20 protein-coding genes and 1 pseudogene are annotated in these 22,034 nt (G+C 31.9%); 12 read left to right on the forward strand and 9 right to left on the reverse strand.

From position 1 onward, the window contains the following. Window positions 1–16: 16 nt before the first annotated feature. The 4 genes and pseudogenes from LQ609_RS09585 (at window position 17) to LQ609_RS09600 (ending at window position 6,754) form a co-directional block, all read left to right on the forward strand. Complete coding sequence (locus tag LQ609_RS09585) at window positions 17–4,501, forward strand: tape measure protein (protein ID WP_239734672.1); 4,485 nt, start codon at window positions 17–19, stop codon at window positions 4,499–4,501. 65 nt (window positions 4,502–4,566) lie between these two features. Then, entirely contained in the window at window positions 4,567–4,731 is a 165-nt protein-coding gene (locus LQ609_RS09590) for a hypothetical protein (protein WP_239734673.1), read from the forward strand. A 48-nt stretch (window positions 4,732–4,779) separates the two neighbouring features. Continuing rightward, window positions 4,780–5,001: pseudogene (locus LQ609_RS12770) on the forward strand (phage scaffolding protein); the annotation flags it as partial. A gap of 772 nt (window positions 5,002–5,773) precedes the next feature. Beyond that, window positions 5,774–6,754, forward strand: coding sequence for a DUF6731 family protein (locus LQ609_RS09600; protein WP_239734675.1), 981 nt, complete (start codon window positions 5,774–5,776; stop codon window positions 6,752–6,754). 401 nt (window positions 6,755–7,155) lie between these two features. Here the strand turns inward: LQ609_RS09600 and LQ609_RS09605 are convergent, their stop codons facing one another. From LQ609_RS09605 to LQ609_RS09620, 4 genes are all read right to left on the reverse strand, one after another. Beyond that, complete coding sequence (locus LQ609_RS09605) at window positions 7,156–7,656, reverse strand: P-loop nucleotide/nucleoside kinase family protein (RefSeq protein ID WP_239734676.1); 501 nt, start codon at window positions 7,654–7,656, stop codon at window positions 7,156–7,158. Window positions 7,657–8,223: 567 nt separating this feature from the next. Continuing rightward, window positions 8,224–9,264 (reverse strand): NAD(P)/FAD-dependent oxidoreductase, encoded by a 1,041-nt coding sequence (locus LQ609_RS09610; protein ID WP_107510128.1) that lies wholly within the window; start codon window positions 9,262–9,264, stop codon window positions 8,224–8,226. A gap of 170 nt (window positions 9,265–9,434) precedes the next feature. Next, window positions 9,435–10,367, reverse strand: coding sequence for an aldo/keto reductase (locus tag LQ609_RS09615; protein ID WP_078357273.1), 933 nt, complete (start codon window positions 10,365–10,367; stop codon window positions 9,435–9,437). A 14-nt stretch (window positions 10,368–10,381) separates the two neighbouring features. Further along, complete coding sequence (locus tag LQ609_RS09620) at window positions 10,382–11,212, reverse strand: aldo/keto reductase (protein WP_239734677.1); 831 nt, start codon at window positions 11,210–11,212, stop codon at window positions 10,382–10,384. A 233-nt stretch (window positions 11,213–11,445) separates the two neighbouring features. Between LQ609_RS09620 and LQ609_RS09625 the strand changes: the two genes are divergently transcribed. The 4 genes from LQ609_RS09625 to LQ609_RS09640 all read left to right on the forward strand — a co-directional run bounded on the left by LQ609_RS09625 (window position 11,446) and on the right by LQ609_RS09640 (window position 14,364). Beyond that, window positions 11,446–11,655, forward strand: coding sequence for a hypothetical protein (locus LQ609_RS09625; RefSeq protein ID WP_239734678.1), 210 nt, complete (start codon window positions 11,446–11,448; stop codon window positions 11,653–11,655). Window positions 11,656–12,015: 360 nt separating this feature from the next. Next, a complete protein-coding gene (locus LQ609_RS09630) occupies window positions 12,016–13,230 on the forward strand; it encodes a NupC/NupG family nucleoside CNT transporter (protein ID WP_078357276.1) in 1,215 nt (404 codons plus the stop codon). A gap of 85 nt (window positions 13,231–13,315) precedes the next feature. Further along, complete coding sequence (locus LQ609_RS09635) at window positions 13,316–13,804, forward strand: DUF1648 domain-containing protein (protein WP_078357277.1); 489 nt, start codon at window positions 13,316–13,318, stop codon at window positions 13,802–13,804. Window positions 13,805–13,806: 2 nt separating this feature from the next. Next, the gene (locus tag LQ609_RS09640) at window positions 13,807–14,364 is read left to right on the forward strand and encodes a DNA-3-methyladenine glycosylase I (protein WP_078357278.1); all 558 of its coding nucleotides are present in this window, start codon (window positions 13,807–13,809) and stop codon (window positions 14,362–14,364) included. A gap of 619 nt (window positions 14,365–14,983) precedes the next feature. Here the strand turns inward: LQ609_RS09640 and LQ609_RS09645 are convergent. Then, complete coding sequence (locus LQ609_RS09645) at window positions 14,984–15,424, reverse strand: MarR family winged helix-turn-helix transcriptional regulator (protein ID WP_078357279.1); 441 nt, start codon at window positions 15,422–15,424, stop codon at window positions 14,984–14,986. A gap of 226 nt (window positions 15,425–15,650) precedes the next feature. Here LQ609_RS09645 and LQ609_RS09650 point away from each other — a divergent pair, with 226 nt between their 5' ends. Together LQ609_RS09650 and LQ609_RS09655 are read left to right on the forward strand one after the other, a co-directional pair. Further along, window positions 15,651–16,409 carry a threonine/serine exporter family protein gene (locus tag LQ609_RS09650; RefSeq protein WP_078357280.1) on the forward strand — a complete coding sequence of 253 codons (759 nt, stop codon included), beginning with the start codon at window positions 15,651–15,653 and terminating at the stop codon, window positions 16,407–16,409. A gap of 10 nt (window positions 16,410–16,419) precedes the next feature. Then, complete coding sequence (locus tag LQ609_RS09655) at window positions 16,420–16,884, forward strand: threonine/serine exporter family protein (RefSeq protein ID WP_078357281.1); 465 nt, start codon at window positions 16,420–16,422, stop codon at window positions 16,882–16,884. 71 nt (window positions 16,885–16,955) lie between these two features. On the opposite strand, the gene LQ609_RS09660 is transcribed toward LQ609_RS09655, so the two are convergent. The 3 genes from LQ609_RS09660 to LQ609_RS09670 are packed head-to-tail and all read right to left on the reverse strand — an operon-like array spanning window position 16,956 to window position 19,625. Continuing rightward, window positions 16,956–17,399: a YtoQ family protein gene (locus tag LQ609_RS09660; protein ID WP_078357282.1), complete on the reverse strand. Its 444-nt coding sequence runs from the start codon at window positions 17,397–17,399 to the stop codon at window positions 16,956–16,958. Between the two features lie 32 nt (window positions 17,400–17,431). Continuing rightward, complete coding sequence (locus LQ609_RS09665; RefSeq protein WP_239734679.1) at window positions 17,432–18,655, reverse strand: Nramp family divalent metal transporter; 1,224 nt, start codon at window positions 18,653–18,655, stop codon at window positions 17,432–17,434. Window positions 18,656–18,683: 28 nt separating this feature from the next. After that, window positions 18,684–19,625: an agmatinase family protein gene (locus LQ609_RS09670; protein ID WP_078357284.1), complete on the reverse strand. Its 942-nt coding sequence runs from the start codon at window positions 19,623–19,625 to the stop codon at window positions 18,684–18,686. 153 nt (window positions 19,626–19,778) lie between these two features. Between LQ609_RS09670 and LQ609_RS09675 the strand changes: the two genes are divergently transcribed. Both LQ609_RS09675 and LQ609_RS09680 read left to right on the forward strand, forming a co-directional pair. Next, window positions 19,779–20,621 carry a hypothetical protein gene (locus tag LQ609_RS09675; protein WP_078357285.1) on the forward strand — a complete coding sequence of 281 codons (843 nt, stop codon included), beginning with the start codon at window positions 19,779–19,781 and terminating at the stop codon, window positions 20,619–20,621. Between the two features lie 79 nt (window positions 20,622–20,700). Then, a complete protein-coding gene (locus LQ609_RS09680) occupies window positions 20,701–21,030 on the forward strand; it encodes a hypothetical protein (RefSeq protein ID WP_078357286.1) in 330 nt (109 codons plus the stop codon). Between the two features lie 68 nt (window positions 21,031–21,098). On the opposite strand, the gene LQ609_RS09685 is transcribed toward LQ609_RS09680, so the two are convergent. After that, on the reverse strand, window positions 21,099–21,656 hold the full coding sequence (locus LQ609_RS09685) for a TetR/AcrR family transcriptional regulator (RefSeq protein WP_078357287.1): 558 nt from the start codon (window positions 21,654–21,656) through the stop codon (window positions 21,099–21,101). Window positions 21,657–22,034 lie beyond the last annotated feature (378 nt).

A 22,034-nucleotide genomic window follows, 5' to 3' on the forward strand; every position in this document is an offset into this window, starting at 1 on the left:
AGAGGGGAGTGTTTATATGGCAACTATTAAAGAATTGCAAGCCAAGTTTACTTCCGATGCTAAGGGAATGGAATCAGCATTTAATGCTATTACCAATAGACTTGATGATATAGAGAAAGCATCTAATCGTGCAGCATCGTCAATGGAAAAGAACATGTCACGTGGTATGAATCGAGTATTTAAAACGGGTCAAGGTTTTGAAAGAGTTAGTAGTACCCTTGATACGATTTCTAAAAAGTCGGTTGAAATGGGAAGTAGCTTAACAAGTAAAATAACGAAACCAGCAATGATAGCAGGTAGTGCATTAGCAGGTATCACAATCGGTAAAGGTTTTGGGCGTTTAGTAGAAATCGATAACGCAGAAGCCAAACTATCTGCTTTAGGTAATAGTGGAAAAAACGTTGAAGAAATAATGACGAATGCTAATAAAGCTGTTAAAGGTACATCGTTCGGTATGGGTGAAGCTGCAACTACTGCTGCGAATGCTGTTGCTGCTGGCATTAAACCAGGTAAAGAATTAGTTCAATATTTAACTAATACTGGAGATGCAGCAGCTGTAGCTGGTGTTGGTATGGACGAAATGGGAAGGATCTTAAACAAAGTTCAAACATCCAACAAAGCATACAATGGAGAATTACAAGAACTATCTGATAGAGGTCTACCTATTTACCAATGGTTAGCAAAAGAAGCGAATGTTGCAGCATCTGAAGTTTCAGATATGGCAGCAGATGGAAAAATATCAAGTGAAATGTTACAAAATGCTATTGAAAATAACATTGGTGGAGCAGCTAAAACGATGGGTGAAAAATCATTCACGGCATCATTAGCTAATATGTGGGCTGCAGTTGGACGTATCGGCGCTTCATTTCTTGATGCTGGTGGCAAAGGTGGAGGTTTCTTCAGTAAAATGAAACCTTTAATGAATGATCTAACTGGTATGTTCGATAGTATGGAAGGTTCGGCTGCTAAATGGGGAGAATCGCTAGGAGTAGCTTTTGATAAAGTTATTAATGGTATTAAAGGTATTGTTGGTTGGTACAACAGTCTTGATACTGGAACGCAAAAACTCATTAACAGTGTTATGAAATGGAGTGCGCTAACACTTATTGCAGTTGGTCCTATATTAACCATATTCGGGAAACTGACTGGTGTGATAGCAATGATATTTGGTCCATTCGGTAAGTTTCTACAGTTCATTGCTAAATTTAGTGCTGCTTCTAAAAGTGCTGAAGGTGCAATAGTTGGAATCACTAAAGTATTTCCTAAACTAGGTGCTGCACTCGGAGTGATGACTGGACCTATTGGTTGGATTACATTAGGTATTGTTGCTTTAGGTACTGCATTTGTAATTGCCTATAAGAAATCAGAAACATTTAGAAATGTAGTTAATAACGTAATTGAAAATGTAAAAGTGGCATTCGGAAAGCTTAAAGACCTAGTCACGGGAGTATTTAATTTATTCAAAGGTAATGATGGTCGTGGCATGAGTATGCTATCGAGAGTTATGCCTGCTGAACAAGTTCATAAATTAATGGGTGTAGTAAGTAAAATTAAGCAAGTGTTCTTCCAAGTTGTTAATGCAGTTAAAAGTTTTGGCATGCAAATAGGACAACAACTTTCTACATTTTGGCAACAAAACGGTACGCAAATAATGAGTGCAGTTAGCAATATTGCTTCTGGAATAGGAACTGCATTTAGATTTATTTGGGGTAATATCATCAAACCAATTATGACTTTGATTTGGAACTTGATGAAATTTATCTGGCCAGCTATTAGAATGTTGATCGTTTCAGTTTGGAACAATATTAAAGGCGTTATTCAAGGCGCACTAAATATTATACTAGGTACTATTAAAGTATTTTCTGCTTTATTCACAGGAAATTGGCGTGGCGTGTGGCAAGGTATTGTTCAAATATTAAAAGGTGCAGTAATGCTAGCGTGGAATTTAGTGCAATTATGGTTCGTTGGCAAGATGTTAAAGACTGTGGCATTAGGATTGAACTTGGTACGAGGTGTAATCACTAGAGGTTGGACGTTTATTAAGAATTTCATAGGTAGAATGGCACAAGGTATCTGGACAACTGTTAGAAATAAGTTTATAGGACTATTTAAAAGTATCAAGTCTATTTATACAAGTATTCGTAATTTCTTAGTCAATACCTGGACATTCATCAAGAATAAAATAGTTAGTTTTGCTCAATCAATATGGACTCAAGTTAAAAACAAATTCTTGGGATTATGGAATAGCACGAAATCAATCTTTAATGGATTAAAAACATTTGTAATTAATTTATGGTTAGGATTGAAGAATAAGGTTGTATCTATTGCACAAACGCTATGGACATTGGTAAAAAATAAAATTCAGGGACTCTTTAATTCTGTACGTAGTATTTTCAATAGATTAAAAACATTTGCCATTAATTTGTGGAACTCATTAAAAAACAAAGTAACTTCAATCGCTCAAACTTTATGGAATAACATAAAGGGAAAATTTAATGGCATGTTAAAAAGTATAAAAGGAATTCTAAATAAAGTTTTAGACTTTTCTAAAAACACTTGGACAACTATTAAAGATAAAGCGACTGGAATGGCAAACACGATGAAAGATGCAGTTGTCGGTATCTTTGGAAAAATGAAAGATGGCATTAAAGGTTTTGTTAATGGCATTAAAGATATGGTCATTGGTATGAAAGATAGTGTTGTTGAAAACGCTAAAAAATTAGCGTCTGGAATTAAGAAACATGCAATTGGTGGACTTAATCTCATGATTGATGGCGTTAATAAAGTAGGCGACAAATTAGGTATGGGTAAAGAAATGATTAAGCCTATCAAACTATCTACTGGTACAAGAAATGGTGCTATTGCACAAGACACAATGGCTGTCGTTGGTGATAAAGGACGTGGCAATGGTCCTGGTGGATTTAGACACGAAACGATTCGTTATCCTAATGGCAAGACTGTAATTACACCAGACACTGATACACTTGCTTACTTACCTAAAGGTACTGTGGTCGACAATGGAACACAAACATATGCAGATATGAATGGATTACCAAGATATTCAAAAGGGACTGTATTTGGTAAGTTTTCTGGAAATATAGGTGACGGACTAGGAACTTTAATGGGTAAAAATCCTGATAAAGTTGAAAAAGTTTCAGAGGGCGTTGAAGGTGTCAAAAGTGCTGGAAAAGCAGTGAAAGATAAATTTGATTCTGTAGTTGGCGATGTATTTGATTATATCGAAAACCCTGGAAAACTTGTCAATAAAGTAATGGATATGATGGGTGTAGATTTTTCTGGTATTAAAGGTGTACCTGGAGATATGATGGGCGCAATGTATAAAAAGCTTACTTCTGGAGTTAAGAATCTATTCGCAAAGTGGTTTGAAGAAACAAGTGGTGGAGATATTGACGGTTCTGGTATTTTAAGCAAAGGAATTACATTTGGATATAGTCCGAATAGTCCTTTACCAGGTTATCCTGCATCTATCAATGGTGGACGACATTTTGGTATTGATACTCCTCATGTTTTCGAGAAAATTCAAGCACCAATGAATGGCAAAGCCACTGCACAACACGACTTTGGTGGTGGTAATGTTTTACGCCTTGCAGCCGGTAAAATTGCAATGTACTTTGTTCACTTAAGCAAAATATTAAAAGAAGGTATGGTGAAAAAAGGTGAAGACATTGCAATAACAGGTAATAGTGGACATTTCACTAAGGGCGCTCACTTGCATACACAAGTCGAAGAAGTACCAACACCTTATCTAACGAATAAAAACACATTAGACCCAGTTAAAGTCTTGAAAGGTATGGGTGGTAGTAGTGGTGGAAAAGGTGGTAATTATAGAAGTCTGATTATAAGGGCTTTAAGAACTGCTGGTTTACCTATAACATCAGCTTATATCAACGCATGGTCTAAGCAAATTATGACTGAATCTGGTGGTAATGCTAGAGCAATGGGTGGTAATGATGGCTTAGCAGATGGAAACGCCATGGGACTTGTACAAGTTAAACCAGGAACTTTTGCAGCAAACAAAGGTAAAGGAATGGGCAATATTTGGAATCCACTTCATAACCTTGTAGCAGGTATGAATTATGCTAAAAACACTTATGGTTCTGGACTATTAGGATATATAGGTCAAGGTCACGGTTATGCTAAAGGTGGCATTATTAATTCTCCAGAAATCGCTTGGCTTGCTGAAGGTGGATTTAGTGAATCAGTTATAAGTCATGATCCATCTATGAGAGCGAGAAGTAAAGTATTGCATGACAAAACTGGAGAGATGCTTGGGTTTAATGAAGAAGCAGAAATTCTTAAAGATGTCTTAGCAACACTTAAACAAAGCAAAAACATTCAAGATGCTAGCAGAAGAACACAAGAGCAAATCGCAAGAAAAGACACGAGCGTATATTTAGATAGTAAAGAAATTACCAAAAAAGTTAATCACAGACAAGGTCAGTTATATCGAAGTGGTATGTATTCAAGAGGATTGAGTTAAGCCTCAAACAATTTGTATAGGGAAGTTAGAAATAACTTCCTTATATATTAATGGAGGAGGACAGAATGAACAGGCAACAGTTAAGAGATATAAAGTTATCGGCTGAACAAATAAAGCGTGTAATGGCTTTATATGGCCAATCTATTAAACAACAGTCTAACAAGATTAAAGAAATAGAAGCGGATAACGAAATGCTATCTAATAAAATTAAAGATATAGATAATCAATGATCAGATGATGATAATAGAGTATTAGAATTAGAAAGTGAACGTGATTATTTAAAACAAGAGTTAGAACGTCATAAAGATTTAATCAATGCTTATGAGTTAGATAAAGCTATTTTAAAGAACGTTTCACGTGATATGCACGATCCAGATGATATATTCAAAGTGTTGGATAAAGACCTCTTCCAAATCAATATAGAGACAGGCGAAGTCATTAATCTTGATGAGGTGCTAGAAGAAGTGAGGAAAGAAAAAAGTTATTTATTCAAAGCATAAAAAAGAAGCCTTGTACAATTAAGTACAGGGCTTCTTTTTATAAAAGAAAGTGATAACGATGATTGATAACCAAACTGAAAATAGAATAAAACCAAGCATTAGTATTTCATCAATAAATATGTGGATTTATATTTTATAAATTTATTATAACCCGTTTGAAAATTGGTGAATCTTTCAATAAAAAAACCTGCACAAATTTGTGCAGGCATAATTTTGGGTAAAATTAATATTGGTTTGATTCAGAAGTATGGATGCAATACTATATACTACAAGTTGTCTATTAAAAGCCCCCAACTGCATCATAAGTTGGGGGTGCTTTTTCAAAAAAAATATAAACGAAGGGATTCGTCTATATGACAACTAAATAAATTGTAGCATCATAGATATGTTAGTGACTAGCGTTATAGGTCATAATTAATTAAAGGATTTAAATTTATCGTACAATATACATATTAAGAGTGAAAAATTCCTTCGCTTATTAGTTTATAAGAACTAGATGTAATCGATTTTTCTAAAACCTCTGAAACCTTTGTAGTAGTTCCTTTGCTATAACTATATCTCCTAGCTTACGGAAATAGGCTAGGATGTTTTTTTATGTCATTAATTAGCATCTGATAATAGTAGTTAGTCTTATTATATGGTATAATATAAGTGTGTATTAGCAACTAATATCTTCCCCGATGTTAGTTGCGTTTTTTATAAATTAACTCTTTCAACTTTATTGTGTAAAATGTATAATATTGTTAAATACACACTGAAAGAGGTAAGGGGAATGGCTAAGAATAAAATTGTGCGTTTTAACTTTTTGAGACCAATCAAAGAAGAATTTGATAGGGATGATGTTGAATATGAGTTAACGAATTTATTTACTACTATTGAAAATCAATATAAAGAATGTAAATCTAAGGTTATAAAAGCGAAAGAAGAAAAGAAACCCAAAGATTATCTAAGTAATATTTCAAATTATTTTTATACTTATGAACATTCGGGTGTTAAAATAAAGTTAAGTTATGTGTATCATGATCTAGATAATAAGTATTTTCACTTAGTTTTTGAAAAGTTTGACTATCAATTATACGAACTTAGTAAAGAAAGTGGAGAATCACGAATTATAGACGCTGAAGATGATGAATATATTGGGTATAAAATAAGTTGTTTATACGATCCCGCAAATGCTTGTTTAATAATCCAAAGGGGTGTTAATGCTGTAGGTATAAAAGCTATCGAAGGTTTTATAAATAAGTTAGTCTATTTAGTTTTAAATATTGAAATGAAATTAAGGTTAGACGCAATTTTAGAAAAGAATACTACTAGTAAAGCGCTAAGACAAAGTGTGTATAGAAGCATTGGGATTCAAGTATCTAGGGAGCAGGCTCAAAATGTTCTTCGCGAGTTATTTAAGAAAGAAATAAATGGAGTATACTCAGTTGAAATAACTTTAAAGACCGAGAATAGAAAAACAGCTGAAATAAATAGTGAAGATATGAGAGAAATTATAAACAAATATACAAATATGATTACAGAGGATACTTATCAAAATTATAGTGAATCTGAAGTAGAAAAACTAATTGTTCGTGCTAGAGAGGAAGAAGATAGTAGTGTACAATCAATTGACTTAATAAGTAATAAAATACAAGCAATTATCGATGTAGATATTAGTGAAGAGCGTATTATATCACAAAGTGGCATTTATGGTAGAATGGTAAGTTTTTATCGATTGCAAGATAAACCTTTTAATAGATTAGTGAGATGATAATGTGGATAACATTTTAGATTATACTTCATTCTTTAATAATGTAATAATTTTTTCTAGCATTACATTAGGCTTGTTTGGGACATTTGTTGCTTCGATATTCTCGATGAAAGAAGATAAATTGTTTAAATGGATATTTATATCTGTCAGCTATAGAAAGCAACTAAGATGGTTTTTATATATTTTGACAGTAATAAGCATTTTATTGATATTATTTTCAATGATAATTGTTTCTGTAAATATAAATTATATTCATGGTAATTGGAAGATATTATATGAGTTCTTGAGATGTTTTTTAATTGGACTTTTTATAATTCATATAGTTACAATATTAATATTTTTTATAACAAGTATCAGGGCATTTACAAAATAACCAAACCCACCTTAATTGGTGGGCTTTTTTATTTATCTTTGCTATTTATTTCTATAATATTTATTCCTTCTGATTCGTTGGGTTCCTCGAAGAATGAAGTGAGATAATTGAAAGTAGATTCAGTATCAAAATTATTCCTTTCTGGTTCCTCTAGTTGTCTTATCTTTAGGTGTTCTATACATTTTTGGTTATCAACATTTATATATATAAGTTTATGATAGGCATTTATTTCATTAGCTATATTTAATAAATATCTTCTTTGATTTTTAGTGTTTCCTGGAAAGTCCATAACTACATCTGTCCCAACACACAATATATTCTGTATATGTTTTTTTATCAAAGGTTTTATTTGTTTTGATAAATTTTGATAATCTTCTAACGTCTTAATTTTATTTGGATACAGACTTTCAAGCCATTCGTCTTCTGATAATAAAACTGCATTTTTTTCTTTCGTTAAGTGTTTTGACATTGTTGTTTTTCCAGCACCCATTTTACCTGTGAAAAAATATAAAGTTCCTAAATTGTTCATGTTGAATCTACTCCTAAAAGTTTTTGGATTATAATTATTTATGCTTTAATATAATATACACTTTACCATAAATGTATTGTAAATATGGTGTTTTTTACTCTATCTCCACAATACAATCCATATGAATGTTTTAAAATGATGTTTTGTGAAATTTATTTTCTTTTGTATTCTGCAGGTGTATCAACTAACATTAAATTACCATCATCATGATACATATTAATCCCTCCTTTAATACTATAAACGCATTGGATTAATGAATTTACTTTTATGACCTTATAAATTTTTTAAGGGCAGAAAAAGGGCAAGTAAATGATAAAAAGGGCAAGCGTCTGAAACAACTCAAACAATCCTAACACTAATAAGTGTTGTAAAATCAATGTTTTGGGGAACTAGGAATATGGTGTAAATAAATTATATGAATGAAGTGGATAATGAAAGAAACCTTACTTTAGAAGAAATTAAATTTTATTTAAGAAAATTTAAACAAAAGTATACAAAAACGCTCTGCATATATGCTTAATATAAAAAAGGGCTGAGACACAAATTGTCTCCGCCCGTAGTTTGAACTTATGATTGTGCGATATAATTTTTGATTATGTCTTTGTTCTTTTCTTTAAATACATCATTATGACTTGAAACACGACCGCCTTCTTGTGCTTCAGGATCGATATAACTTTTTGCTAAGTTTGCTGCATTAGCTGCATCTGTAAAGCAAGCTGCTATTAAATGTACTTTTGCTTCGTGTTTAAGGATGTCTCCAGCTCCAAATATACCTGGAACAGAAGTTTTGCTGCTTCCTAAGCCTTCTATAAAGAAATCATTTACTAAGTTAATTTTCGTTTGTGCATTGTGGAGTAATTCTGACTCATAATCAAATCCGTGACTAATAATTACTTCATCAACTGGTAAGATTTCTTGTTCTTTTGTTTCAACATGTTCTAATACAACTTCTGAAATAATAGGCTTGTCTGGGTGACTGTTAAGTTGTTTAATTGTCATACTCGGCTTTTTAGTAATGTTGAGTTTATCTAATAATTCACGCATATGCTCATGACCGGAAATTTCATCTTTTCTATAACAAATCGTGACACTTTTCGCATATTCAGATAAATCACATGCCCAGTCTAGTGCTGAATTTCCAGCTCCAGAAATAAGAATATGTTTATCTTTAAATTTTTGAATAGATTGGACTACGTAATTCAAATTCGAAAGTTCAAAGCGCTCAGCACCTTCAATATCTAGCGTAAGTGGTTTGATTATCCCGCCACCAACAGCAATAATAATAGATTTTGAATGGTATTCATTCCCTTTTTCTGTATATAAAATAAAATGTTGTTCTTCAACTTTTTTTATATCGATAACTTTTTCTTCTAAGCAAACTTCAGGTCCAAAATGAGTACCTTGTTTCACTAAATCTTCTATGACTTCATAGCATGGTTTTGGAGCTATCGCGCCAATATCCCAAATGATTTTTTCAGGGTATACATGCATTTTGCCACCTAGTTTATCTTGAAAATCTAGAATTCTGACGCTCATTCCCCTTAACCCGGAATAGAAACTCGCGAATAAACCAGCAGGACCTCCGCCAATAATCGTAACGTCTGTCATATTCATAAGTCATGATTCCTCCTATACTTCTACTTGGTTTCATTATCCTACATTTGCAAATGATAATCAATATCAATAGAAGAAATGTTTTGTTATTTTAATTAAACACATTTGTGAGATAAAAGAAAAAGCTGAGACAATTATTTTGTCTCAGCTTTGAATGGTGTGAATTATGAAATTGGGAATAAAGATTCTATTTGTTTAATGTTGTCTTCAGTTAACTGAACATCCAATGTTTTTAGGTTATCTATTACTTGCTCATTTCTTTTAGCACCAGGAATAATAACATCTAATGAAGGTTTAGTTAAATAATAGGCAAGTACAATATGTGCAACATCGACGTTGTGTTCTTTAGCAATATCTCTTAGTTTATTAACTTTTTTAAGATTTTCTTTGAACTGTTCACCTTGGAAATCAGGTTTACTCGCTCTTAAATCATCGAATGTTGTATTTTCGTCATACTTACCAGCAAGTAACCCTGCAGCTAATGGGAAGTATGGTATAAATGTAATGTTATGTTCAGCTGTATATTCTAAAATATGTTCATTTTCACGATTTAATAAGTTATATTCATGTTGAATTACGTCAACATTTCCATTTTTATTCGCTTCTTTTAATTGATCCAAAGTAAAGTTAGAAACACCAATTGCTTTAATTTTGCCTGCTTCTTTCAATTCTTGTAATGCAGCAACAGCTTTATCTTTCGGTGTTTCTTCATCTGGAAAGTGAATATAATATAAATCTATATAGTCAGTTTGTAATCTTTTAAGGCTATTCTCAACTTGTTCTTTAATGAATTCTGGGTCATTAGAAAGTTTCGTGTCGTCTCCTTCGAAATAATGAGCACCTTTAGTAGCGATAACAACATCTTTTCTATCGTATTCTTTAACAACTTCACCTACAAGTTCCTCTGATCTGCCTGGACCATAAATAAAAGCTGTATCTAGTAAAGTGACACCATTATCAATAGCAGCTCTGACAACATCTTTACCTTGTTCTTCATTGAGGTTAGGGTATAAATTATGTCCTCCTACTGCATTCGTTCCTAAACCAATCGGATTGACTTCAATATTTGATTTACCTAATTTTGCTAGTTTTGCCATTTGAATCGCTCCTTTTAAAATTCTTCGTGAGTTGCTGGGTCTTGGCCTTTAAGACGTCCATCTTTCTTTGTTAATGAATCAATTTCAGCTAAGTCTTCTGATTCTAAATAGAAATCAAAGATATCTTTGTTCTGTATTTGTCTGGCGATTGATGTAGATTTAGGAATTGGTACTACACCGTTTTGTACATGCCATTTCAAGATAATTTGTGGAATCTTTTTATTATATTTCTTAGCAATTTCTCCAATTTTCTCGTCGTTTATTACTTCTGATGCACGACCTAATGGACTCCATGCTTCTATTATAATGCCTTTTTCTTTGTGATATTCTAGTACATCTTTTTGATTAAAGTAAGGATGTAACTCTATTTGATTAACTGCTGGTAATACGCCTGTTTCTTTTTCTAGTGTTTCAATGTGTTCTTCTAAGAAATTACATACACCAATAGATTTAATGAGTCCAAGTTTTTGAGCATCAATGAGTGCTTTCCATGCTTCGACATACTTACCTTGTTTAGGATTTGGCCAATGTATTAAATATAAGTCTAGATACTCAACACCAAGTCGATATATTGACTCTTGGATAGCAGTGATTGCTTGATCATAACTATGATAACGTCCTGGTAATTTAGAAGTTACAATAATTTGATCTCGATCTACGTGACTTTCTTCTATTGCTTTTCCAACTGTACCTTCATTCTCATAATTATATGCAGTATCAAGAATTCGATAGCCATTGTTCAAGGCATTTACAATTGCACGTACTCCAGTTGATCCATTCAGTTTATATGTACCAAATCCAACTTGTGGTAATACTTGTCCGTCATTTAAATGATAATTTTCCATGAAAAATGCCTCCTATTTAAAATGTAAAGTCTCTACATTTGTAAACTATATCATATCCTTTATAACGTACTTTAGTAATCAGCTTACTTCAAAAATTTCAAATCAAAAATTTCTTTTTTAAAATTTTAGTAAAACGTATTGAATTCATAGAATGAATGTAGTAATATGAGTCTCATTGCGAAAGACAAGTAGCTAATAGCTAGAGTCATATTATGGAGTAAAGAAGGGTTAGAATGGAGCGCGTATGTGTTATTTTATTAAGCATTGTAGATGCGATAATGATACTCATGTTGTTGCTGTTTAATACAATGATAATATCTAATATTTATGTGTTAACAGTTTATGCTTTAATCATGGTACTGGTTTCTGGTTATATAGTGTATTTAGCTATAAGTATGAAATGTGATCAATCTATTAATCAATTTGATCAATATTCAAATTAATAATAATTAACGAGTATATGATAATAAATGATAAGAGGTAAGGACAATTTAATTGTCTTTGCCTCCTATTTTTTATGAAAATTATTTATGTCCCATGATTTTTTCATTGTATGGAGTTGATTTTGAGAATGTCTTAGATTAATTAGGAAGTTAATCTACAACTTGCTCAAACTCTTCGATTAACACCTGACTTAATCTACAGCTTATTTCATTTTTTCAAAAAACTTATTTATCTCTTTGCCTCTTATTTTTATTTATTATAAAAAATTGTAAAAGTGACTTTAAAATGTAGTAACATACTTTTAATTTGCATGTTATAATAATGTTGATTTTAATAATAAAAAAGGGTGGACAAAAACAATGTTTCTAATCATCAATATAATTGGTTTGTTGATATTCATTGGTGTCGCTTTTCTTTTTTCTAGGGATAAGAAGAATATTGATTGGAAATCTGTTTCAATACTAATCGTAATTAACTTAGTATTAGCATGGTTCTTCACTCAATTTTCATTTGGAGCAAAATTCGTTAAAGGTGCGGCTGATGGTGTGTCGTGGCTTTTAGAATCTGCTTTTTCGGGAATAGGATTTGCATTTGGTAGCTTTACAGCACCAGGACCAGGGAATATGGATATGGCAGTTTCAGCGTTGCTACCAATTCTACTAGTTGTACCAGTATTTGATATTTTAATGTATTTAGGAATTTTACCGAAATTTATTTCAATTTTAGGTTGGGTTATTTCAAAAGTAACAAGACAACCTAAGTTCGAGTCATTCTTCTCGATTGAAATGATGTTTTTAGGAAATACAGAAGCTTTAGCAGTATCATCTAAACAGTTAACTTCTATGAATAAAGTTAGAGTACTGACAGTTGCAATGATGTCTATGAGTTCAGTTTCAGGTGCAATTGTTGGTGCATATGTCACAATGATACCGGGGGAATATGTATTAACTGCTATACCATTAAACATAATTAATGCAATTATTGTAACAACTATTTTAAATCCATTTGATTTAGATCCAGAAGAAGATGTTGTAGCTGAGATAGACGAAGGGGAAAGACAACCATTCTTCTCATTTTTAGGGGATTCAGTAATCAATGCAGGTAAACTTGTATTAATCATTATCGCGTTTGTTATCGCTTTTGTTGCAATCGCAGACTTGATTAATAAATTATTAGGTATTATGGATCCTATTCCATATTTACCAAACATAAGATTAGAGTACATACTCGGTATCTTTATGTTCCCATTTGCAATTTTACTCGGTATGCCAGTTGGCGAAGCTTGGGTAGTTGCTCAACAAATGGCACTTAAAATTGTAACAAATGAATTTGTTGTGATGAGTACAATCAGTAAAGAGATAAGTGAATATTCAACACATAGAGCGGCAGTAATTAGTACTTTCTTAGTATCATTTGCTAACTTCTCTACAATTGGTATGATAATAGGAACACTCAAGGGCATTGTCAAAGACGATGTATCTAATTTTGTATCTAAATATGTACCAATGATGCTGCTTTCAGGTATTTTAGTATCACTGTTAACAGCTGCATTCGTTGGATTATTTGCTTGGTAAGCTTAATAAATACTTATATAGATTAAATTTAAAAGCAACAAGCACATTTAATGTACTTGTTGCTTTTTTATAAGGGGGAGATATCATGCTCAGACGTGTGCTAGATATTTCAAGTATTGTTATGTGGTTATTTTCTATAATATTAATTATAATTAATTTTGACGTATTGCCCGATAATATACCAAGTCATTATGATTTTGCAGGTAATCCAGATGCATGGGCAACAAAAGCATTTATCTTTTTTATGCCAGCATTAGGAATATTTATCTGGTTAATATTACATACTATTGTAAGTAGACCTGAATTAGATCAATACATACATGTTCCATCACTTTATGGTAAGCCAAACGAAGAACAAATAGAAAATGCTAAATTACTTATTTATTTTATAAAATTTGAAATTATGGCGTTATTTACATTTATCGTAGTTAAAGATTTATATACAGCATTGGGGATGCCTTTTAAATTAGGCGTTTGGGAGGCAATTTTAATATTAAGCGTATTTGGAATTACAATTATAATATTTATGATTCGAAATCATAAGTTAGATAAAAAATATGGAATGAGTGATTAAGCATGACTGAATGCACGTGGCCAAGTAGTGATTTAATGAAAGTATATCATGAAAAAGAATGGTGTAGAATAAATAAAGATGATCAATATATATTTGAAATGCTTTCTTTAGAAGGCGCTCAAGCAGGTTTGTCTTGGGAAACTGTTATACAAAAACGTCATGCATATCAAGAAGCATTTAAACAATTTGATATCGAAAAATGTGCACAATTAACAGACGATGAATTAGAGGAAATTAGAACAGAATATAACGTTATAAAACATAAAGGAAAAATCAAATCCGTAAGAAACAATGCATTATTAGTGCAAAACATTCAGCAACAATATGGAAGTTTAGCAAACTTTTTATGGTCTTATGTAGAGGGCAAACCTATAATCAACGAATGGCATAATACAACAGACATACCAGCTGAAACAGAACTTTCAATTAAATTAAGTAAAGACTTAAAAAAAATTGGATTTAATTTTGTCGGTCCAAAGATTGTCTATTCATTTTTACAAAGTATAGGTATTATTGACGATCACATTATCACATGCCCATATCATAGTTATAATAGGTAAGAGAGTGTGAGTGGTAGTGCAAGGGACTAAGGGACAAAATTCTGAGAAATGTCCGTAAGAGGTGTTGTTAGAGACATAATTCTGAGAAATGTCCGTAAGAAGTGTTGTAAGGGACAAAATTCTGAGAAATGTCCGTAAGAGGTGTCGTTAGAGACATAATTCTGAGAAATGTCCGTAAGAGTGGTTGTAAGGGACATAATTCTGAGAAATGTCCGTAAGGTGTAGTGTAAGGGACATAATTCTGAGAAATGTCTGTAAGAGGTGTTGTAAGGGACATAATTCCGAGAAAAGTCCGTAAGGGGTAGTATCTAAGGAGCACAATTCAGAATTCTGCCAGTAAGAACAATCTAAGGAGCACAATTCGGAATTCTGCCAGTAAGCGCAATCTAAGGAGCACAATTCAGAATTCTGCCAGTAAGCGCAATCTAAGGAGCATAATTCAGAATTCTGCTAGTAAGCACAGTCTAAGGAGCACAATTCAGAATTCTGCCAGTAAGCACAATCTAAGCACACTCTAATCAGCATTATTAGAAAAAGCAGTAGAAATTCAATGTTTACAATGAATTTCTACTGCTTATTAAATATTAAAAGACATTATACAATGAGGTAGTTAATTAATTTATTCTGATATGTCTTTGTTAAGAGTTGTTTGTATGAATTTTTCTATAGAATCTCTTAATTCTAAAGAATTCTCAGAGCCTACTTCTAATCCTTGAAATACTTTTACGATTTCTTCTGAGATTTCAGATTGTGTTTCAATGCCTTGTTCAGTTAGTGAAACGCGTAAATTTCTTTCATCATTAATCGCTCTTTCACGGTTAATGAATCCTTTTTCTTCTAGTTTTTTTAATAATGGTGTTAATGTTCCAGAATCTAAATATAGTCTGTCGCCTAAAGTTTTAATATTGATGACTTCGTTTTTATCTATAGCTACAAGAACGATATAACCTGTATAAGTTAAGTTATATTTCTTCAATATCGGTGTATATTTTTTAATAAGCTCTTTTGACGCAACATATAATAAGAAACCAAGTTGTTTGTTGATTGGTGGTGTTTCCATTTTATTTTCCTCCTTACGTCAAAATTAAGCCTATTATGAAATTAATGTAAAGTCAAGTTGTATCGTAAATGTTCATAAAATAGAAAAATTTAGCATATTAAATGTAGTTTTTGAAAAATATTTTGAAATCCCAAATTTTTTTATTTTTATTACTTTTAAAGTTAAAATGTAATGTTATATTTGATATTCTTATATAGATGTAACTAAGAAACGAGGTGTGTATAGTATGAATCAAAAAAAGCATTCAAAAGAATTAGTTCAAGAAATAGTGATGAATGCGGGTCTAGTTCTTTTAGAAGCGGGTTCAGAGGCATTTCGTGTTGAGGATACGATGTTTAGAATGGCTAAACGTCTAGGATATCCTAATAATCAATGTTATGTAAGTTCAACTTTTATAAATTTTGCTTTAGATATAGATGATAATATAAGAGTTTATAGAGTGAAAAAGAGAGATACTAATTTAGGCAATATTCATCGTGTAAATAATGTATCGAGAATGTTAGAAAAAGAACAAATATCGGCAGAAGAGGCTTTAAAGAGAATACTTACTATACATAATTCACCATATCCATATTCTTTACCATTTAAAATGGTTGCTGCAGGGCTTATATCAGTATTTTTCCTATATTTATTTAGTGGAATTAAAGAAGATATCATCGCAACTTTCATTGCCGGCGCAATAGGGTATTGTATCGTAGAGTTATTACATTCATGGACGAATGTGAAGTTTATAGCAGAAATAGTTGCTGCTAGTGTAATTGCTTTAATAGCTATATGGAATCAAATCATAACTGGTGGGAATACAGTAAATATTTCAATAATATCTGCAGTCATGCCTATTGTACCAGGGGTATTAATAACAAATGCGATACAAGATTTATTTCTTGGACAATTGTTAGTTGGTATTTCTAAAGGTTTAGAAGCAACATTTACTTCAATAGCGATAGGAGTAGGTGTAGGCGTTGTATTATTAATTTTCTCTTGAGAGGTGAGTTATGATAATAACAATAATATTAAATATTGTATTTAGTTTTGGAGCATCTTTATTATTTGGCGTATTATTTAATTCACCTAAATACTTGTTAGTACCTGCAGGAATAGTTGGTGCAATAGGATGGATGGCATTTCAATCAAGTCTATTATTTAATGATTCAGATGTACAATCTTCATTTATAGGTGGTTTCTTTATTGGAATCATGAGTCACTTTATGAGTAAGCGATTCTTTTCGCCAATTATTTTGTTTATCATTCCTGGAATTATTCCACTTGTACCAGGAGGAACCGCTTATGAAGCAATTAAAAATTTAGTGCTCAATGACTATCATGAAGCTTTGATAACAATGATTAAAGTAGCTTTAATATCAAGTTCTATTGCACTTGGGTTGCTCATAGCAGATTTATTATCAAAAGTTTATTTTAAATATAAGAAACAAATGAAAATGAAAATGAAATTGAAATGATGAATAAAAAGGAGTGGAACAGAAATCTATTTTTTAAAACTAGATTTCTGTTCCACTCCTTTTTAAAATTTTTACTCATAAATGTACTTAATAACATCTAATGCTTGATCGACTGTTTCTACAGTGACATTAGCTTTGTTGGATAGTTCTTTTAATGGATGGATTAAGTCTGTTGGACGTACAAGAATCAATGGTTTGTTGAGTGCAACTGCAGTTGATGCATCCATAGCTGTATTCCATTGTTTATATTTTTCTCCAAATAAAGCAATTACGATGTCTGCTTTGTTCATCAATACTTGTGTACGCAAATTATTAATGTCTGATGCTGCGTTATCTTTATAATAATTGTTTGGCTGTTCTCCTAATATGGCTTCACCTACATTATCAGAACGATCATGATTTGTTTGAGGCCCAACAAAAGTTAATGGTAAATTACTTTCTTGTGCTTTTTGGGTGATTTCTTCTCTCCAATTATCATGTATTTGTCCTGCTAGATAGACTGTTAATTTTGTCATAAAATATTTCATCCCCTATAAATTCTTGATAATTAACTCATGAAACTTTGAATAGCATCTATTAAACTATAAATACCTAAGAACGAAACGACTAAAACAACGAATATTCCAATGATATTAAGCACGATGCCATTTGCAAATTTGCCCATCATATTTTTCTTGTTCAAGATAATAAAAATTAATACTGCAATAAGCGGTAATATAATACCATTTAATGCTTGAGCAATTAATAATACTTCTAATGGTTCAAATCCAAGAGAAGAAGTAATTATGCCGATAAATATCACGATAGCAAAGACTAGTCGATATTTTTTACTCTTTACGCCACCTTTCCAGCGAAGACAACTACTTATAGTAGCTGCAGCACCCATAGGAGAGGCAATGGCAGATGATAAACCTGCAGAGAATAAACCGATACTCATAAATAATGGAGCAAAATCACCAAGTATTGGTTTAAGCGGTTCAGATAATTCAACTAAACTCTTAACTTCTCTGCCTTCTATTAATGTACCTGCAGTTATTAGAATGGCAGCTGAAATCAGACCGCCTAGCCCAATAGCTAGAATTGTATCTGTTCTAACGATTTTTAAATCTTTAACACCATTAAAACGTTCGTGAATAGACGTCGCATGTATGAAAAAGTTATACGGAACGACTGTTGTACCAATTAACGCAATCACTGTTAGAAGTGATCCATTAGGTATGCTTGGTACGAATGCCCCTTTAAGAACAGCACCAAAATCTGGTTGAATAACAATTACAGTTGTTATAAAAATAACACCCATAATAAGAACGAGCACGGTCATGACTTTTTCTATTAAATCATAACTTCCTTTTAATCCTATTAATAAGATGATAATACCGATTACTGGTGCGATGATATGTTCAGGTATATCAAGTAAGTAGGCAGCACCTAAAGAAGTACCTAGTAAATCACCAGATATATAAGCGGCACAACCTACTGCGACAGCAACCATACTAAACCAAACAGTGATGATTTTTAGGAGGTGATGATTAAAAATATCACGTATGGCTTCACCTAAACCTTCATTTGTAACGAGTGCTAATCGAGCAACCATCTCTTGTAATGCAATTGTAGCAATAATTGAGAATAACACTGCCCAAAGTAGACTATAACCAAACCCGGCTCCACCTTGAGTCATAGTCGTAACTGTCCCTGGTCCCACAAATGAAGCGGTTATAATCATGCCAGGACCAAATATGCTGAACTTACTTCTTTCTCTCTGTTCTGCCATATGAATCCATCCCTTCGTATGTCAGGCATTAAATTTTATTTAAGTATTTAATGTGTCCGGCTAATACATAAAGCACAGCTGTTGATACAAAGTGAGATGAATTTTGGTTAGCATCTTGCATAGGATAGACTTCAACAAAGTCCATACCTACAAGGCCTAATTTACCAAATTCGTATATCATAGTAAGTAATTCGTAACTTGTCAGTCCGTTACCATCAACTGGACCACCTGGATTAAATGCGAAATCTAATACATCACTGCAAATTGTTAAGTAAACAACATCTACATCTTTACTAGCTTGTGCATAGATATCTCTTGCAAATTTTCTTAAATCTGACGTTTCTTTGATTTCGTTAATCGTGATCGTGACAGCACCATTTTCTTTAGCGAATTTACCAGTTTCAGGCTGATTTCGAGGTCCGTGTATACCAGTATGAATTAAACTTTCATTACGAATGCCTTCAGTTTCATACAACCTCATAAATGGTGTGTTTCGTGCAAATCGTTCGTTTTCATAGTGTGGCATATTATCGTAATGTGCGTCTAAGTGAATAATACCTACTTTTTTTCCGGTATTTGTTAAACCTTTTAAAATTGGATATGTAATACCATGGTCTCCGCCTAATCCAACTAAAAATTTATTAGAGCGCCATAAATCTTCTGCAAATGTCTCAATATTATTTACTGTTTGTTCAACATCATGAGGTACAGTTGAAACATCTCCAACGTCACCGATTGATAAATGTTGATTAACATCTATATGATCTAATTCAGGGAGATAGCCACTATATCTAGCAGATGATAATCTGATTTGTTTAGGGCCTAATTCACACCCCGTATAGTCACCCCATGTGCATGGGCCTTCGAAAGGTACACCATATACGAGAACATCTGTCGAATAATCTTTTTCTTTAGTTAAATTTTTACCACCTAAAAAGCAAGGCGTATTTCCATAAATTCGTTCAGTCATTGTAAAAGGACTCCTTTCAACTAGTTAATGACCATTATATAAAAGTAAACAAACGTTTTCAAATTTTTCTGAATATTATCTTTGAAATAGGGAATAATAATTTTAATAAATTTAGTATTATTTATTTAATTGAGTTAGGAGGGATTTATATTAATGAAATATAAATTTTTATTCATCATTGCGACGATACTACTTTTATCGGGATGTAGTATTACTATAGGAGATCCACCAAATAAAAATAATCATAATAAATCATCTCAATCAAAAAATAATAACAGTAATAAGAGTGAATCAGCTCCGAAAATTGATATTTTGTCACAAGATTTTTCAGATCATTATATGAATGAAAATCATGTAACGGGGTATAAAGGTATGATGAAAACGATGAATAAAGAGAATATAGAATCAAAGTTTGGGCAGGAAGAAGATGTGCGTAACTTCTTAGGTAGAGAAGGGCATGTATATGGAAATTTCATGGTCATGTACTATTTGAGTGAAGGTAGACCAGTAGAACAATTTAGTATTGTTCCTACAGACCATGTAACATATAAAGAATTTATAGACTTTCATGGTGAGCCAGCTCAAGATTTAAGAACGGGACAAGGCCATTCATTTGTTATTTATAATAATACGCCGAACAATGGATATCAAATTGCAGTATATACAAACGGGAATGATGATAATGATAACATTCAATATATTATGCAATATCCTGATGACTTTGAATTTGTAAATTCTAGTGAAAATCAAGATACTGTCATAACGAGAGATAACGTGTTTGATGCTGTAGAAGCATTTGAAGGTATAGATAAAGTGGATACAGATGAAACAGTTTGGAAAGAACCAGAGAAACATGGAGATAAATTTGGTTTTTCATATACGAGTAAAGATGGGGAATTATTAGGATCATATAATGTGAGCGAAGATGGTTATGTAGAATCATTTGATGAAGAAGGCAAAAAAATTAGAGCAGGTTACATTAATTTAAATAATTGATAGAACGTCAATCATAATATTTGTTTCATACTCTATTTATTTCGTACAATAGAGAGAGTAATGAATGGAGGTTTCAAGCATGAAATTAAATGAAATTGATGAAAATGAATTATATCCCACTGAAAAAGTTGGACCAAGCGTATTAGGTACAATCATATATAAAGTAGGAGAACAAACACAGTTTAAAGGTGCATACATTACAACAAACGAACGTGTCATTATGAGTGTTGATATGAATGGCGAACCTTATAAAAGAGTATTTAGTTATCAAGATATTAAAGCCGTAACAATAGAAGACAAAGGCGTATTATTTATTGAATTCCCTCAAGGTAAAGTTGCCATGATAGATATAGAAGAAGGTAACAAAGAAGAATTCAAAGATTATGTAAATAATTTAGTCCAAAAATAAAACAGTGGGATAGAATTCCACTGCCAATATAATGATAAAAGGCTGAGACAATTAATTGTCTCGGCCTTTTAATTTCCTTCATTTAAACTAATGATATTAATTTCATTAAATATTTCGTCTAGCTTTGAGTAGTCTAAGTCGCCTTGTAATGAATCAGACCAATGTATGATGGCTGATAAATTTGAACCATAAATATATGGAAGTAGAGATTGTGGTATATGGGTTGGGGTTGCGACTTTATCAATATTATTTTTGAAATCTTTACTAAATACTTCTATGAAATACTTAATAAGTTCATCCATAAATTCTTTATCATTATTCATTTGTTTTTCAAATACATCATTTAATTTATTTACGAAAGATTTTTCCATAGATTGAAATGGTTTGTGAAGTCGATCATAAATATCTAATATGAAGAACTCCTTAGTATTTTCTTTTAATGCATATTGTAATAAATCAATTTTATCCATAAAATGTTTATAAAAAGTTGTACGATGAATGAGAGATTTATTGCATATTTCATTAACAGTGATATCAGAAAAATTTTTAATAGTTAATATTTCGAGTAATGTGTCATTGAGCGCTTTTTTAGTTTTGATGACACGTAAATCAGTTTGTTTGGCCAAGATAAATCCCACTCCTTTTTTATACAGTGTATGCATAAATGTTTAAAAATGCAAAAAATAAATAGATGAATTATAATTATAGGTAATGTTGTATAGGAGCGTGAAGCTCTGAATCGAAAACGCACGAAGACTCAGAAGATATCGTGCGATTCAGGGGAAATCTGGTTAAAACGCGAATATGTCCATATAATTGTGTAATAAAATAAGAGCCATATATAGCTCACTTTAGTACAATGTAATCGACGAAGAAAAAATTGTAGAGGTGACTATATATGACTCAATTAAACATTAACGTAGACTTTGAAGAATTGGCAAGTGCTATATTTGAAAGTAACTTAAATACAGCTATGAAAAGTATTGCTGTATCTGTCTTAAATG

This window comes from Mammaliicoccus sp. G-M28 (assembly GCF_022386595.1).
GTDB classification, from domain to species: domain Bacteria; phylum Bacillota; class Bacilli; order Staphylococcales; family Staphylococcaceae; genus Mammaliicoccus; species Mammaliicoccus fleurettii.